Below are 15,314 nucleotides of genomic sequence, written 5' to 3' on the forward strand. Positions count from 1 at the left end.
GAAAATAATCCCTTGTCCCGCCCGATGGACCGACATACATTGAGCCCCGCGAATCGCGGCGTGTAGCTCAGCAGAAGAGCACCGGGCTTGATACCCGGAGGGCGCGGGGGCAGGACCCGCCATGCCGGCCATGGATCAAACGAACAAGCCCGACGCCGTGCGCGTCGGCGAAGCGTATCCGCAGCTCCGATCCGCCCGTGCACTGCACACGGCCCTGACCCACGAGGATCCCGACACCCGGGCCGGCGCGGTTGAGCGCCTACGGCGTTGGCAGGACGTGGTTCGCGGCATGCGCGACGGCGTGCTGGACATCGGCTCGCGCAGGCCCGTGCGCGAGTTCCCCGAATGGGTCACCCCGGAAGTGGTCCGGGGCGGCTTCGCCACCGGACACCCGGCCGCCGGCGGCGAGTTGCGGCCGCACGAGATCGACCTCGCGGGGCGGATCGGGCTGCCCGCCGAGCGCGGCGCGCTGTTCGCGCACCACCTCTCCGTGGCGGGCCTGGCCGAATTGACCGCGCTGTTGGAAAGCGGCACCTACGACGCGGAGTTGCCGGAGGAGACGGCGCTGCTCGTGGTCGCCTGGCTGCTCCGGACCGGCGACACCGACGGCGCGCTCGAACTGGTCGAGGCCATCGCGCCGTTCGCCGATCGACTGCGGTTCGCGCCCAGGCCCACGGCCGCGCCCGTGCCCGATCCGTCCGACACCTTCCGCACCAGCGTCGGCGAGGCGCACGCGCGGATCGCCGCCCGCCCGCCGAACCCGGCCGTGGCCGCCATGCGTGAGGCCCTGACCGTCTGGAACCCCTACGCCGACGCGCTCCTGGCGCACTGGCTGGAGACCGTCGAGGCCGGTCGCGTCTTGGCTCGCACTCCGGACACCCGCTGGGCCGAGCGCGGCCACGCCCTCCTGGCCCGCCATCGCGTACTGGCCGCCGAGCATCCGCTGTGCACCAAGCACCGCCGGCCCAAGGAGAACGCGGCGATCCTGCGCACCGCACTCGCCGACCACCTCGCCGGCCGCGCACTCGACGCCCGGCGCCTGGGCCTGCTCGCCCGGGCGATCGAGGCGATGGTGACCCGACGCGGCGCTCCCGCCGGCGCCGCCCACGAGGCGCTGCGGGCCCGGCAGACGGCCGAGGCGGCCCTACCCACCCAACACGCCCTGGCGGCGGTGGTGCTGCGCCGGCTGGCCGAGCGTCCCCAGGACATCGGCACCGAGGACGTCGACGCGCTGACCGCCCCGGTGGACCCGATCGAGGCGTCGACCACGGGTCTGCCCGCCGGAACGGCGATTCCGCCGGCGATCCGGCGCATCCTGGAGGGCACGCTGAGCGCCCCGATCGACACGCTGATCGAACGCGGTCTGGTGCCGTCCGCCGAGGTCCTGGCCGAGTTGGTACCGCAGTTGGTCGCCGCGAGCAGCACGCGGGCGTACCCGGACGACGCCCTGCGCACGCTGATGGCGGCGCATCACCGGGCGTTCGGTCGGCGTCGTTCGTTGTTGCTGCTGGACCTGGCCCACCAGGTGCGCGCCGAGGAATTGCCCTGGGTCGCGGCGGTGGCCCGGTACCGGGACGGCGCCGCCGCCGAGGGCCGGGGCGCCGCCCGGCGCACCCTCGTGCACCTGGGGGAGTTGGCCGTGCACGGCTTTCCCGGGACGATCCTGCCCAATCCGCTGGTGGGCGAGCTGTCCACGCTGAGCCGGGCGGCCGAGACCGGGCTGCCGTGGGTCGAGGAACTGGCCGCGGACATCTTCACCGGCCGCTTCGCACCGAAGTTCCTCGCCGCGGCGAAGATCGCCGCGGAGCTCTTGGCGGGGAGCCTGTACGAGGTCTACTACGACATCGACTACGCGGCGATCGCTGAGCTGGGCGACGTGGCCGCGACCCGGATCGCACCCGCGCGGACCGCCGCGGAGCGCTTCGCCCTGCTGTGTCGCGAGCGGGCCGACGTGCCTGCCGGCGGACGACGATCGCCGGCCGCCAACGGCATGGTGATCGAGCAGGCGCAGATCCTGACCACGCACAACCTGGCCACGCTGGCCGGACCCGTCGGGATCACGCCGCGGGCCGGGTGGGCCGAGGCGGCGCACCGCGCGTTCGTCACGGTGTGCCGACTGACCGAGCACGCCGAGTGGCAGATGCGGCCGTTGGCCACCATCAAGGACGCCGCGTACGCGTGGCGCCAGGTGGTGTTCCACCTCTCGATGCTCGACGAGGACGCGGAAATCCGGGCGCTGGCCCGGCTCGACGAGGAGATCGCGCTCTGGGGCGACCCGGTGGCCGGCCGACTGGCTCCCGTGGTGTTCGGCCTGCGCGCCATCGCCGAGGGCGACCGCTTCGACCGGTACGAGGCGGTCGGCGGCGGGCGAGGCCGCCGCCTCACCGGCTGGACGACCGGCGGGCACTTCCTGCGCGGCTGAGGCGGTCGCGGTGCGGGCCGCACACGTGTCCGCGCCACACAGGTCTGGGGCACACGGGTCCGCCTGCCGGCAACCCCCGTTCGCCGCGCCCACCGTGTCGGTGCCCACCCGTACGATCTTTGGTCCGGTCGTGTCCGTCCCCGCCCACGCGCGATCGTTCCGGGCCCGTCGAGGCCCGCCGTCGACCAGCTACGGAGCCGCATGATCAACGACATCGTCATCACCGGCGCGCGCGAGAACAACCTCAAGGACGTCTCGCTGCGCATCCCGAAGGACCGGATCGTCGTCTTCACCGGTCCGTCCGGGTCCGGCAAATCGTCGATCGTCTTCGACACCGTCGCGGTCGAATCGAAGCGGCAACTCAACGAGACCTTCTCCGCGTTCGAGCGCAAGTTCCTCCCGCGTCACGAACGCCCGCACGCCGACGCGATCGAGAACGTGTCGCCGGCCATCGTGGTGGACCAGAAGCCGATCGGGTCCAACTCCCGCTCGACGGTCGGCACGATGACCGACATCAATCCGCTCCTGCGGGTGCTGTTCTCCCGCATCGCCCAACCCTCGGCGGGCACCCCCGGGGCGTACTCGTTCAACGACCCGAGCGGCATGTGCACCACCTGTGACGGCATCGGCCGGACCGTCCGGGCCGACCACTCCCGCCTGTTGGACCACTCCCGATCGCTCAACGACGGCGCGTTCGTGCTCGGTCTGCTCGCGGTCGGGATCTACCAGGCGTCCGGACTCTTCGACAACGACAAGCCGATCGCCGACTACACCGATGCCGAGTTCGCCCTGCTCACCCGAGGCGACCCGGACCGGGTGATCAAGTTCAAGTGGGTCACCCCGGACGGCACGGCCAACGTCACCTTCGAGGGCCTGTACACCCGCTTCGACCGGCTCTACGTCAACCGCGACGTGTCCACGCTCGGCGCCAAGACCCGGGAGGCGGTCGAGGCGTTCCTGACCGAGGGCCCCTGCCCGGACTGCGCCGGCGCCCGGCTCAACCCGGCCGTACTGGCCGCACGGATCGACGGGCGCAACATCGCGGACCACTGCGCGCTCGAAGTCGGCGATCTGATCGAGGTGTTGGCCGGGATCGACGACCCGATCGGCGGCCCGGTGGCCGAGGCCGCCTCGGCCGCACTGCGGCGGATCGTAGGCATCGGTCTGTCCTACCTCAGCCTGGACCGGGAGACCTCCACGCTCTCCGGCGGCGAGGGACAGCGGCTCAAGATGGTCCGCCACCTCGGCTCCAGCCTCACCGGCATGACCTACATCTTCGACGAGCCCAGCGTCGGCCTGCATCCGCGCGACGTGCACCGACTCAACGAACTCCTGGTCGCGCTTCGGGACAAGGGCAACAGCGTGCTCGTGGTCGAGCACGACCCGGACGTGATCGCGGTCGCCGACCACGTGATCGACATGGGCCCGCAGGCCGGGTCGCACGGCGGCGAACTCGTCTTCGCGGGCACCGTCAAGGAATTGATCGACTCGGACACGCTCACCGGCCGCTTCCTGAATCGGGGCACGGTGGTCAAGACCGACTACCGCACCCCCACCGGGCACATCCCGGTGCGCGGCGCGAGCCTGCACAACCTCAAGCATGTCGACGTGGACATCCCGACCGGGGTGCTGACCGTGTTCACCGGCGTCGCGGGTTCCGGCAAGAGCACCCTGGTGTCCGAGGTGTTCACCGGCGCGCACCCGGACACGATCGTCATCGACCAGGCCGCCATCGTGGCCAACTCCCGTTCCACGCCCGCCAGTCACCTCGGCATCATGGACCCGATCCGGGCCCTGTTCGCCAAGGCGAGTGGCGAGCGGCCGGGCCTGTTCAGCTTCAACTCGGCCGGCGCCTGCCCGGCCTGCCAGGGACGCGGCTCGATCACCGTGGAGATGGCCTTCATGGATCCGGTGACCACGATCTGCGAGCGCTGCGAGGGGCGGCGCTTCGACGACAAGGTGCTGGGACATCCGCTGCGCGGCAAGTCGATCATCGACGTATTGGCCCTCACCGTCGAGGACGCGCACGAGTTCTTCACCGAGAAGCGCATCCGGCCGCACCTGGCCGCGCTCGCCGAGGTCGGTCTGGGCTACGTCACACTGGGCCAGCCGCTCGGCACGCTCTCCGGCGGCGAACGGCAACGGCTGAAGCTGGCGGGCGAGTTGCACAAGACCGGCAGCGTCTACGTGCTCGACGAACCGACCACGGGACTGCACATGTCCGACGTGGACACCGTGATCGCGCTGATGGACCGGCTGGTCGACGGCGGCAACACGCTCCTGGTGATCGAGCACAACCTGGACGTGGTCGGTCGCGCCGACTGGGTGATCGACCTGGGTCCGGACGGCGGCAAGCACGGCGGCACGGTGGTCTTCGAGGGCACGCCCGAGCAACTCCTGGCCGCGGAACACTCGTTGACCGGCGAATACCTGCGTCGCAACCTCGACCGGGACGCGAACCGGCGGTAGAGCCGAGACGGGGTGGGGCGTGCGGCCGACCGCCGCCCCACCCCCCAGGCTCAACGCCGGTCGCTGAAGCGGATGTCCAGGCTGCGCAGATAGGTCTGCAGGCCCGCGTCCTGAATCGGGATCAGGTGCGCGGGACTACCGGACTCGTTGTGGTGGGCATGCCACTTTCCCGGCGGCGTCACGAACGCGCCCCCTGGTTGCCAATCCACTCGCTGGGGATCGACGATCTCGCCGTGCTCGTCGAGCCGATCGCCCAGCAGCGTGAAGCAGCCCGGCTCGCAGTCCAGGATCAGGTCCAGGGCGACCGACTGGTGCCGGTGCGGGCGTTGGATCTGGTCCACCGGAAGCAGGCCGAACATCGCCCACAGGGTGTGCGTGACGGTCAGCGTCTGGTCCTGGTCGACGGTGTTCAGCAACACACTGACCCGGTTCTTGGCGTTGGCACCGGGGGCTTCGGCGATCCGGGTGAGTTCCTCCACCGCCCGATGCCGGGAGAACTTGGTCGGCCGGAATCGGGCCTGATTCGGGGTGACCCCGAGGTAGCGCAGCAACGGCTCGTCGTGCACCCAATAGAAAACCGAATCCTGCGCCGCGTGGTGGGTGATCTCGCCCAGGTCCGGCAGCACCAGGAAGTCGCCCTTCTCCCACTCCACCGCCTGGCCGCCGACCAGCGACATGCCCCGTCCGTACATGACGTAGTAGAGCTGCGAGGTCGCGTTCGGCCGCACCGCGAGCCGGTCGCCCGCGTTGATCCGGACGAAGTTGGCCAGCAGCGCCGGGCTGGTCGCCGGGCCGCCCGCGATCCGCATCGGCTCGGCCAGATCGAGCGGGATCACCCGGGTGACTCCGCCGGCGTGCAGTTCGGCCGGGAAACGCTCCACCGGGACGGGCGTCGTGTATCCGGCGCCGATCGGGTTGGCCGCCTTCGTGTACTCCCAGTAGACCGCGTCCGCACTCCACGCGGCGGCGGTCGCCGCAAGCGGCCCCTCGAAGCCGAATCGGGCCACGTCCACCAGTGGCGGCGCCGCGACGGTGGGGTCGAAGAGCGCGGATTCCCGCTCTCCGGACCGGTGCTGATCGGCCGTCACCTCGGGCTGCGCGGTCATCCGAAATCCCTTCACGAGCGACTCCCCCGGTCCTGCCATGGTGCCACCGGACCGGTTGTCGCAGGGAGCGGGAAGTCTCACACCGGCAACGCGATACACCGCACGCCTGCCCCGGACGACCCCGCCGACCCGTCGGCCGACCGCACACACGCCCGCTCCGCGTCGACCACCGTCGACGGATGGGCCCGAGGCCGACCGCGTCCGCCCGGTCCCGCGCCGGCTGTCCACCGACCGACGGACAGCCGGCGTCCGTCGTTCGTACGACCCGCCGCCCGACCCGCACCCGCCATCGTCGAGGCATGACGACACAGCGCCGGCGCCCGACCCGCACCCACCCCGACTCGGTGATCACGGTGCGCGGGTTGCGCCGGAGCCACCGAGGCCGCCCGGCGGTGGACGGCCTCGACCCGGACGTGTACCGAGGCGAGATTTTCGCGCTGCTCGGCCCGAACGGGGCGGGCAAGACCACGACGACCGAGATCCCGAGGGCTACCGCTCCCGGGACGCGGGCGAGGTCGCGCTCCCGGGCCGGCATCCGGCGAGCGCGGGTTCGCGCCGGCGGACCCGGATCGGCATCGTGCTCCGGGAATCGGCGGACGTGGCGGAGCTGACCGTGCGCCCGGGCGGCGAGATACCGGAGCCGACCATCACCCGACCGCCCTGGAAGACGTCGGCCTCGACCTGAACGAACCACCGGCCGGTGTGCGACGGTTCGCGGCGCTGTTCCCGCTCGAACGGCTGATCCAGGGGATGCGTTCGGTCTTCCTGCCGGACACGTTCCAGGCGATCGAGCCGGCCGGAAGCCGGGAACCGGCCGGGTGGCGCTGGTGCTCGCCGGGTGGGGTGTGCTCGGCTTGGTCGTGTGGATCGGGACCTTCGACTGGAGCGGGAACGAGCGTTGAACGCGGCACATGCGGTTGATGCGGTAAATGCGGCGAACCCCACCGGTGCGGTGCCCGGGGCCGGTGCGGTGAGCACCCCGATACCCGCCCCGATCGACGAGGAGGAGATCCTCTTCGGAAACAAGTTGCTCACCGCGTACCGCTACGCCTACTTCATCCTCGCCGCGACCACCGCCGCCGAGTTCGGCGCGGACCAACCGCCGTGGTGCCTGGTGGTGCTCGTACTGCTGCCGGTGTCGTTCCGGCTGCTGCTCCCGCCCGGGGTGGATCCGTACACGTGGGATCGGCGTGGGCAGATCCACCTGGTACTCGCGTATGGCGGAGTGACCGCGCTGAGCACGGTCGATCCCGACCGGATCGCCCTGATGTACGTATTGATGCCGCTGACCTTCACGTTCATCGAGCGCATGCTCCCGGCGATGGCGGCGGGCGTCTACCTCTTCGGCGTGCACGGCGCGTTCCAGGCCCGGGAGGCGCACTGGGCGCACGATCGGGTGATCAGGATCCTGGCCGAGATGGTGGTCGCGCTCGGCTTCAGCTTTCTGATGGCCCGGATCATCAACTGGCTGGCCGCCAAGGTGCAGGAGCGCGGACGGCTGCTGCGCGAGTTGGAGGCGACCCGGGCCGAGCTGGCCGCGACGCACCACGAGGCGGGAGTGCGGGTCGAGCGCGAGCGCATGGCGCGCGAGATCCACGACACGCTCGCACAGGGCTTCACCAGCATCCTGATGCTGCTCCAGGCGGCCGGGATCACCGTGGACTCGGACGCCACCGCCACCCGCAAACGCCTGGAGCTGGCCGAGCGGGTGGCCCGGGACAACCTCGCCGAGGCCCGCGCCCTGGTCGCCGCCCAGGGGCCGGCGGGCGGCGCGGAGCGTGCCGAGCCGATCGGCGAGTTGCTCGGTCGCACGGTCGCCGGACTCGGCGAGGAGTTGGAGGTGTCCGCGACGTTCCAGGTCGCCGGCGTCGAACACGAGCTGTCCTCGACGATCCAGGTGGTGTTGGTACGAGTGCTTCAGGAGTCGCTCGCCAACATCCGCAAACACGCCGACGCCCGTTCGGTGACGGTGGAGTTGGCCTACCGTCCGTTCGCCACCCGGCTGACCGTGGTGGACGACGGACGAGGCTTCGAACCGGGGCGGGGGAAGGGGGGATACGGTCTTCCCGGAATGCGGGCGCGGCTGGCGCAGGTCGGCGGCGAGGTCGAGTTGCTCTCGGCACCCGGCCGAGGCACGACCGTACGGGTGGAGGTACCGCAGTGATCCGGCTGCTCATCGCCGACGACCATCCCGTGGTGCGCGAGGGCCTGGCGGGCATGCTCGCGGCCGAGGCCGACTTCGAGGTGGTCGCCTCCGTCGAGGACGGGGAACGGGCGGTGGCCGGCGCCGCCGAGTTGCGGCCGGACGTGGTGCTGATGGACCTGCGGATGCCGGGCACCGACGGCGTCGCCGCGACCCGGCGGATCGTGCGCGAACTGCCCGGAGTGCAGGTACTGATCCTGACCACCTACGACACCGACGGCGACATCGTGCGCGCGGTCGAGGCGGGCGCCACCGGCTACCTGCTCAAGGACACCCCTCGGCTGGAACTGGCCGCCGCGATCCGCGCCGCCGCCCGGGGCGAGACCGTGCTCGCCCCGCCGGTGGCCGCGAAGTTGGTCACCCGGTTGCAGGCACCGGTCCGCGACGCGCTGAGCCCGCGCGAGACGCAGGTGCTCGGCCTGGTCGCACGTGGGATGACCAACGCCGAGATCGGCCGCGAGTTGTACATCGGCGAGGCCACCGTCAAGACGCACCTGCTGCGCACCTTCAACAAGCTCGGCGTGGCCGACCGCACCGCCGCCGTCACGGTGGCCATGGCGGACGGGCTGCTGCCCGGCGCCGGCAGATAGGCCGCGCTACCCGGCGATCAGGCGCGCGTACCGGCCCTTGTGGAACATCAGCGGCGCGGTGTCCCGCAGCAGGTCCAGGGCGGTGACCGCGCCGATCACGATCACGTGGTCGCCGCCGGGCAACTCGTGCGCGATGTCGCACTCGATCCAGGCCACCGCGCCGGCCAGGCGCGGAGCACCGTTGTCGGCGGGCGCCCAGTCGACGTCGACGAACTTGTCGCCGCCGCTGCGGCCCATCGCACGACACACGTCCTGCTGGTCCTCGGCGAGGATGTTGACCACGAACCGGCCGGCCGCGCGCACCCTCGGGTAGGTCGTCGAGGTGAGCGCCGGAGCGATCGAGATGTACGCCGGCTCCAGCGACAACGACGTGAACGACTGGCAGGCCATGCCCACGGGCGCGCCGTCGTGGATCGCGGTGACCACCGTGACGCCGGTGGCGAAGTGGCCCATGACCTGACGCATCCGCGCCTGATCGATCCCGGCCGACGGCGTCGTTGCGCTGGACATGGCTGCCCCCAGGGGTCCGAAGCTGGATTTCTTGCATATGACTAATAGTCGTATGCCTTTTTGTCCCAGCCATTGAACGGCGGAACTGACGAACCGTCAATAACCTGGAGCGGGCTTCCGCCCCGTGATCACCGCCACCTTGACGGCCCCTTTCGGCGCGTTCGGGAACTTACGTGTGCCTGCTGCACGTCCGGATCAGTAGCAGTAGCGTCGTCCGCGACGTCATACATCCTCTGGAAGGAACACCCATGGCCGTGAGCCTGAGCAAGGGCGGAAACGTCTCCCTGACCAAGGAGGCCCCTGGCCTGACCGCGGTCGTCGTCGGCCTCGGCTGGGACCTGCGCACGACCACGGGCGAGGACTTCGACCTCGACGCGAGCGCCATCGTGGTCAACGCGACCGGCAAGGTCTACTCGGACCAGCACTTCGTGTTCTTCAACAACATGAAGACCCCGGACGGCACCGTCGAGCACACCGGCGACAACCGCACCGGTGAGGGCGAGGGCGACGACGAGCAGATCAAGGTCAACCTCGCGCAGCTCCCCGCGGACGTCGACAAGGTCGTCTTCCCGGTCTCGGTCTACGACGCGGACAACCGCAAGCAGTCGTTCGGCCAGGTCCGCAACGCGTTCATCCGCGTACTGAACGCGGCCGACAACGTCGAACTCGCCCGCTACGACCTCTCCGAGGACGCGTCCACCGAGACCGCGATGCTCTTCGGCGAGCTCTACCGCGCCGGCACCGACTGGAAGTTCCGCGCCCTCGGCCAGGGCTACGCCTCCGGCCTCGCCGGCATCGCCAAGGACTTCGGCGTCAGCGTCTGACCCCACCCCAAGCAACCCCGAACGCCGGCCGGGCCACACCCCGGCCGGCGTTTCCACACCCCGACCCCGGGACCACCCCACCCACCTTCAAAACCACCCAGCCCCACTCCTCCTTGAGCCAAACCCAGCCCACCCAACGCACAAGCACAACCAGCCCGACCGGCGCTTGAGGCCACCCAGCCCGGCCGGCGTTTGAGGCCACCCAGCCCCGCCGGCGTTTGAGGCGAACCCAGCCCGGCCGGCGTTTGAGGCCACCCAGCCCCGCCGGCGCTTGAGGCGAACCCAGCCCGGCCGGCGTTTGAGGCCACCCAGCCTCGCCGGCGCTTGAGGCGAACCAGCCCGGCCGGCGTTTGAGGCCACCCAGCCCCGCCGGCGCTTGAGGCGAACCAGCCCGGCCGGCGCTTGAGGCCACCCAGCCCCGCCGGCGCTTGAGGCGAAACAGCCCGGCCGGCGTTTGAGGCCACCCAGCCCCGCCGGCGCTTGAGGCGAAACAGCCCGGCCGGCGTTTGAGGCCACCCAGCCCCGCCGGCGCTTGAGGCGAACCCAGCCCAACCGGAATCCCCGCCACACGCAAGGAGTTTGGCCCGCCCACTCCCGGCAAGTCATGTGTGCACGAGCAAAAACCGCCAATACACGAAGTGCCTCCAAGGTTCCACCGAAACCGCACGATCCAAGCCCCGACCCACCTGGGAGTCCCCGTGAACCCGACAGCGACCGTGATCCTGGCCGTGGTGATCGTCGTCGCCCTCGCCGCCGCAGCCTTCGCAGGCCGTTCGATATTGCGACGCAGGCATCTCCAAACGCGATTCGGCCCCGAGTACGATCGGGCCGTCGAGCAGTACGGCGACCGACGCGAGGCCGAACGCAATCTGGTCGACCGCGAGCGTCGGCACAACGAACTCAAGCTCGAACCGCTGGACCCGGCCGCCCGAGAGCAGTACGCGACCGAGTGGACCGAGGTCCAGGAACGGTTCGTGGACGCTCCGGACGACGCGGTACAGGCGGCGGACGAGCTGATCAGCCGACTGATGCGCGAGCGCGGCTACCCCACCGGTGCACACGACAAGCGGATGGAACTGCTGTCCGTCGAACACGGCCACACGCTGAACCACTACCGCCAGGCGCACGAGATCGCCCGACGCAGCGAGGCCGGCCAGGCCGAGACCGAGGACCTTCGCCAGGCGATGATCCACCACCGCGCCCTGTTCGACGACCTGCTCGGTCAGCCCTACCGGCCGCGCCGCAGCGAAGGCACGAGGACCGCTCCCCACCCGACCGGCGCGACCGACCCGACCGACACCGCCGGCGCCCCCCGCACCACCGGCTCGACGCGGAACGAACGAACCGACGCGTGGCAGGCCGACCAGGACGCCAAGGGCCCCCGCCTGGATACCACGAAGCCGGAAACCCGCTGACCGAACGCCCGCCCGGGCGCCCCCGGACACCGAGTGGTCACGGACAACGGAAAGAGCGGTCCTGAACGGGGGAACGCTCGGAGGAACGGCGCCACCGCCAGTCGTACCGGACGAGAGGACCCATACCGATGCGCAAGCAGAATTCCCCGAGCGGACCGGGCACCGCCGGTCCCGGCCGGGACGACGCTCCCGTCGTCGAACGCGACGAACGCGACCGCGCCGCCCGCCAGGCCCGCGTCACCGACGGCGCCGGTCCGGGTTCCGGCGGGATCCCGCCGGCGCCCACCGAGCCGCCGTCCGTGGCCGGCCTCCCGCACCGCCGGCACGACGACGTGGAGCCATACGGGACGTCGGTCCTCCCGGTCCGGAACGCGGCCGACAGCGCACCGCCGGCGCCCTCGGCGGGAGCCGGTGCACGGAGTTCGTCGAACCGCACGCCGACCGCGCGCAAGACGTCGCGCCGGACCGGCCCCGCCGCGGAGCCGCTGTTCGACCGGGAGACCGGCGAAGAGTTGCACGCGCGCTTCCGGGACACCCTCGCGGCCTTCGTGGACAGCCCCGCCGACGCGGTCTCCGACGCCGACGAGGTGGCCGCGCGGCTCACCAAGCTGGTGACCGACGCGATCCAGGCCCGACGCGACGAGTTGGAGCAGGTCCGGCGCGCGGCGGGAGACGACACCGAGCAACTGCGGCTGGCGCTGCACAAGTACCGCTCGTTCGTGCAGGCGATCTTGAAACTCTGACCGACGCGCTACCGGGGACTGTCACCCACGTGGGTGAGAGTCCCCATCCGCGCGCCCACCCGTGCCCCAATCCGCGTCACCGCCGATGTCCGCGCTGCCGCTCCAATGTTGGGCCACGTCCCGCGACAGCGCCCGCGCGGCGGTCGTCACGGTCGGGATCAGCCGCCGCAGGTCGGCCGTACGGCGTCCGGTCACCAGCGACAGCGCGGCGACCACGGTGTCGTGCCGGTCCCGGACGGGCGCCGCCACCGAGTGCGCGCCGACGGTCATCTCGCCCGACGTGGTGGCCACACCCGTGCGACGGACCTCGGTCAGGCACTCGCGCAGCCGGTCCGGATCGGTGATGGTCCGCGACGTGTGCGCGGCAAGCGGCTCGGACAGCGCCCGCTCGCGCAACTGCCCCGGCGCGTACGCGAGCAGCACCTTGCCGACACCGGTGGCGTGCAGCGGCAGTTCGGTACCCACCCGGGTGACGATCGGCATCGAGCGGGTGCCGCGCAGCCGCTCCAGGTAGAGCGCCTTGCCGTCGCGCAGCACCGCGAGCTGGACGTTCTCGTGCGTCGCCTCGTACAGGTCCTCCATATGCGGCAACGCGAGATCGCGCAGGTCGGTCGCGGCGTGCGCCTGGGTACCGATGTGCCACAGCTTGACCCCGACCCGATACGACCCGTCGTCCAGCCGCTCCAGAAACCCGCCGGCGACCAACTCGGCCATGAGCCGATGCCCGGTGGCCGGCGCAAGATCCGCCCGCCGACACACCTCCGTCAGCCGCAACCGCCCATCCCCCGCCGCAAACGCACCCAGGATGGCCATCACCTTCCCGGCAACCGTGCCCGGCGTCATCCCGACCTCCAACCGAACAACCTCCCCCACCCAATCCCCGCCCCCACCCCCACCAACCCCCTCCAGCCCGTCCCCCACCCGAGGAAGACCAAAGCCCCCACCAACCCCAACCCACCCACCGAACCGACCACCCCCTCAGCCGTCCGGCGTCCGAGGAAGACCAAAGCTCCCCACCCGCCGAACGCCTGCCCCCTTCAGCCCGTCCGGCGATTGAGGACGAACAAGGCCCCCACCCACCAACCGCAGCCCCACCCACCGAACCGACCGTCACCCCCAGCCCGTCCGGCGTTCGAGGACAAAATCCGGCCGCAGGCCAGGATTCACCCTCCCGCGCGCCCCGCCGCCACATGCGCGGAGATCGCCGAAGTGACCACCTCGGCCTGCTGGATGTTCACCAAATGCGCCGCATCGCCGACCTCCACCAGCGTGGCCCCCGAAATCCCCGCAGCCAGTTCCCGCGCCTGCTCGATCGGCGTCGACGGATCCCGCTCGGCACCGATCACCAACGTGGGCACGTCGATCCGCCCGAGCTCCGACCGCAGGTCGTACCGCGCCAGCGCCTCGCAGCACCCCGCGTAACCCTCCGGCGGACACCCGTACAGCATGTCCAGGATGCGCCGCACCTCGGCCGGCTCGCGCGTGGCGTACTCGGGCGTGAACCAGCGCCGGATCACCGTGTCGGCCAACTCCCGCATGCCCCGCGAGCGCACCGTCGCGGCCCGCTCCAGCCACGGCTCCGGCTCGCCGAAGCGCGCCGACGAGGAGCACGAGACCAGGGCGGTCAGCCGCTCGGAATGATGCACGCCCATCCACAGACCGACCGCCCCGCCGAGCGAGATGCCCGCGTAGGCGAACCGCTTGATGCCGTACGAATCGGCCAACGTGAGCACGTCGCCGACCAGATCACCGACCGAGGCCGTACCCGGTACCGGGTGGGATGTGCCGTGTCCGCGCAGGTCGTAGCGCAGCACCCGGTGGTGCCGGGACAGTTCCGGGATCTGTGCGTCCCACATGCCCAGTTCGCTGCCCAGCGAGGGGCCGAGGATCAACACCGGGGCGTCGGCCGGGCCGTCGAAGCGGTGGTTGAGCGTGGCGATCGTCATTGGTCCTTCTCTTGGAACACGGTGCGATGGTGCGCGAGCGCCCGGCCGAGCAGAGCCGGGGCCGAGCCGAAGCAGGCGGCCGGATGGAAAACCGCCTCGTCCAACGACCCCAGCAGATCACGAAGGTGCCGGCCGTTTCGCGCCGAGGTCCGACCTGCCCCGACCGGCCGGCTTCCGCGTCGCGCGCCGCCACCGAGCCGGCTCGTACCCACACGGTCTCCGGTCGCCCGCCACCAACGGGCGCCCGACTTCCGCCCAGCGGAAGCCCAAGGCCCGGGCGCCGGATCGGACCGGGATTCTTTGCCCGACCGCGACCACCGGGCCCGAGCACACCGTTAGCCTCTGATCGCCCTGCCGCAATCGCGGTGGCGGCCTCACGGGGAGGCGACGCACATGGCGGTCCGCAAGGCAACGATGCAACGGCAGGTCGCGGAGGCGGTGGCCGCCGCCAACCCGGGCGATCAGCCGCTCGCCACGATGTTCGTGGTCCGCGGCCCGAACCCGATGTTGTTCGCGTTGTTCGGCGGAATCGGCGCACTGATCGGGGCGTCGATGTCCGACTACTACTTCTTCACGGTCACCCAGCAGGGGGTGATGTTCCATCGGGCGAGCGCGCTCTCCAGCAGGCCCAAGGAGGTCGCCTACGCGCTGACCCACGCCCAGGCCGGCGCACTGCTCTCCGAGCTGAAGATCAACACGACCTGGAGCCGGATGCACTTCTGGTTCCCGGGCCGGGACCGCCCGGCCAAGCTCAACTTCCCCCGCCCGTGGCGCGCCGAGGGCGAATGGATCTTCCGCTTCCTGATCGACGCGTACACCGCCTCCGGCGGCCAACAGCAGCCCTACGCCGCCCAGGCGCCCAACCCGTACGCAGCACAACAGAACTCGTACCCCGGCCAAGCCCCGCCGACCCCGAGTCCGTACCCGGCCCAGGCCCAGGCCCCGCAGCCCACGAACCCGTACCCGGCCCAGCCCCCGCAGCCCCCCGTCGGCTACCCGCCGCAGGCCCCGAACCCGTACGCGCAGTATCCGCAGCAGGGCGGCCCGCACCCCGGCTGACCCGCCCGCGCCCGCTCCTCCCGGAGC

The 15,314-nt window shown here is 71.2% G+C and carries 12 protein-coding genes and 1 tRNA gene; 9 read left to right on the top strand and 4 right to left on the bottom strand.

Features of this window, described 5'->3' with window-relative positions; genetic code table 11:
* Window positions 1–56: 56 nt before the first annotated feature.
* The 3 genes from ABZ374_RS33195 to ABZ374_RS33205 all read left to right on the top strand — a co-directional run bounded on the left by ABZ374_RS33195 (window position 57) and on the right by ABZ374_RS33205 (window position 4,891).
* Window positions 57–131: transfer RNA gene (locus ABZ374_RS33195), tRNA-Ser, on the top strand.
* Window positions 131–2,422, top strand: coding sequence for a hypothetical protein (locus ABZ374_RS33200; protein ID WP_360318251.1), 2,292 nt, complete (start codon window positions 131–133; stop codon window positions 2,420–2,422). Before ABZ374_RS33195 ends, ABZ374_RS33200 begins: the two co-directional genes overlap by 1 nt.
* 201 nt (window positions 2,423–2,623) lie before the next feature.
* Window positions 2,624–4,891, top strand: coding sequence for an excinuclease ABC subunit UvrA (locus ABZ374_RS33205; protein WP_360318253.1), 2,268 nt, complete (start codon window positions 2,624–2,626; stop codon window positions 4,889–4,891).
* A 50-nt stretch (window positions 4,892–4,941) separates the two neighbouring features.
* Here the strand turns inward: ABZ374_RS33205 and ABZ374_RS33210 are convergent, their stop codons facing one another.
* Window positions 4,942–5,997 (bottom strand): cupin, encoded by a 1,056-nt coding sequence (locus ABZ374_RS33210; protein ID WP_360318256.1) that lies wholly within the window; start codon window positions 5,995–5,997, stop codon window positions 4,942–4,944.
* Window positions 5,998–6,967: 970 nt separating this feature from the next.
* Here ABZ374_RS33210 and ABZ374_RS33215 point away from each other — a divergent pair.
* Both ABZ374_RS33215 and ABZ374_RS33220 read left to right on the top strand, forming a co-directional pair.
* Window positions 6,968–8,161, top strand: a complete 1,194-nt coding sequence (locus tag ABZ374_RS33215) for a sensor histidine kinase (RefSeq protein ID WP_360318259.1) — start codon at window positions 6,968–6,970, stop codon at window positions 8,159–8,161.
* A complete protein-coding gene (locus ABZ374_RS33220; RefSeq protein ID WP_360318262.1) occupies window positions 8,158–8,790 on the top strand; it encodes a response regulator transcription factor in 633 nt (210 codons plus the stop codon). The genes ABZ374_RS33215 and ABZ374_RS33220 overlap by 4 nt, the downstream gene beginning before the upstream one ends.
* A gap of 6 nt (window positions 8,791–8,796) precedes the next feature.
* On the opposite strand, the gene ABZ374_RS33225 is transcribed toward ABZ374_RS33220, so the two are convergent.
* Complete coding sequence (locus ABZ374_RS33225; RefSeq protein ID WP_360318265.1) at window positions 8,797–9,300, bottom strand: flavin reductase family protein; 504 nt, start codon at window positions 9,298–9,300, stop codon at window positions 8,797–8,799.
* A gap of 248 nt (window positions 9,301–9,548) precedes the next feature.
* On the opposite strand from ABZ374_RS33225, the gene ABZ374_RS33230 reads away from it, so the two are divergent.
* The 3 genes from ABZ374_RS33230 to ABZ374_RS33240 all read left to right on the top strand — a co-directional run bounded on the left by ABZ374_RS33230 (window position 9,549) and on the right by ABZ374_RS33240 (window position 12,282).
* On the top strand, window positions 9,549–10,124 hold the full coding sequence (locus ABZ374_RS33230) for a TerD family protein (protein WP_020555158.1): 576 nt from the start codon (window positions 9,549–9,551) through the stop codon (window positions 10,122–10,124).
* Window positions 10,125–10,822: 698 nt separating this feature from the next.
* Entirely contained in the window at window positions 10,823–11,539 is a 717-nt protein-coding gene (locus ABZ374_RS33235; protein ID WP_360318268.1) for a hypothetical protein, read from the top strand.
* Window positions 11,540–11,667: 128 nt separating this feature from the next.
* Window positions 11,668–12,282 (top strand): hypothetical protein, encoded by a 615-nt coding sequence (locus tag ABZ374_RS33240; RefSeq protein ID WP_360318271.1) that lies wholly within the window; start codon window positions 11,668–11,670, stop codon window positions 12,280–12,282.
* A gap of 21 nt (window positions 12,283–12,303) precedes the next feature.
* On the opposite strand, the gene ABZ374_RS33245 is transcribed toward ABZ374_RS33240, so the two are convergent.
* Both ABZ374_RS33245 and pcaD read right to left on the bottom strand, forming a co-directional pair.
* Window positions 12,304–13,125, bottom strand: a complete 822-nt coding sequence (locus ABZ374_RS33245; protein ID WP_360318274.1) for an IclR family transcriptional regulator — start codon at window positions 13,123–13,125, stop codon at window positions 12,304–12,306.
* Between the two features lie 320 nt (window positions 13,126–13,445).
* Window positions 13,446–14,228, bottom strand: coding sequence for a 3-oxoadipate enol-lactonase (gene pcaD / locus ABZ374_RS33250; RefSeq protein WP_360318277.1), 783 nt, complete (start codon window positions 14,226–14,228; stop codon window positions 13,446–13,448).
* Window positions 14,229–14,621: 393 nt separating this feature from the next.
* Between pcaD and ABZ374_RS33255 the strand changes: the two genes are divergently transcribed.
* Window positions 14,622–15,287 (top strand): hypothetical protein, encoded by a 666-nt coding sequence (locus tag ABZ374_RS33255; RefSeq protein WP_360318280.1) that lies wholly within the window; start codon window positions 14,622–14,624, stop codon window positions 15,285–15,287.
* The last annotated feature ends 27 nt before the right edge of the window (window positions 15,288–15,314 follow it).

It is taken from the genome of Embleya sp. NPDC005971, assembly GCF_040629175.1.
Classification (GTDB): Bacteria; Actinomycetota; Actinomycetes; order Streptomycetales; family Streptomycetaceae; genus Embleya.

Coding starts and splice junctions, on each gene's coding strand:
- ABZ374_RS33245 (WP_360318274.1), bottom strand. CDS start 13,125: ATGACGCCGGGCACGGTTGCCGGGAAGGTGATGGCCATCCTGGGTGCG.
- ABZ374_RS33240 (WP_360318271.1), top strand. CDS start 11,668: ATGCGCAAGCAGAATTCCCCGAGCGGACCGGGCACCGCCGGTCCCGGC.
- ABZ374_RS33200 (WP_360318251.1), top strand. CDS start 131: ATGGATCAAACGAACAAGCCCGACGCCGTGCGCGTCGGCGAAGCGTAT.
- pcaD (WP_360318277.1), bottom strand. CDS start 14,228: ATGACGATCGCCACGCTCAACCACCGCTTCGACGGCCCGGCCGACGCC.
- ABZ374_RS33210 (WP_360318256.1), bottom strand. CDS start 5,997: ATGACCGCGCAGCCCGAGGTGACGGCCGATCAGCACCGGTCCGGAGAG.
- ABZ374_RS33205 (WP_360318253.1), top strand. CDS start 2,624: ATGATCAACGACATCGTCATCACCGGCGCGCGCGAGAACAACCTCAAG.
- ABZ374_RS33255 (WP_360318280.1), top strand. CDS start 14,622: ATGGCGGTCCGCAAGGCAACGATGCAACGGCAGGTCGCGGAGGCGGTG.
- ABZ374_RS33230 (WP_020555158.1), top strand. CDS start 9,549: ATGGCCGTGAGCCTGAGCAAGGGCGGAAACGTCTCCCTGACCAAGGAG.
- ABZ374_RS33225 (WP_360318265.1), bottom strand. CDS start 9,300: ATGTCCAGCGCAACGACGCCGTCGGCCGGGATCGATCAGGCGCGGATG.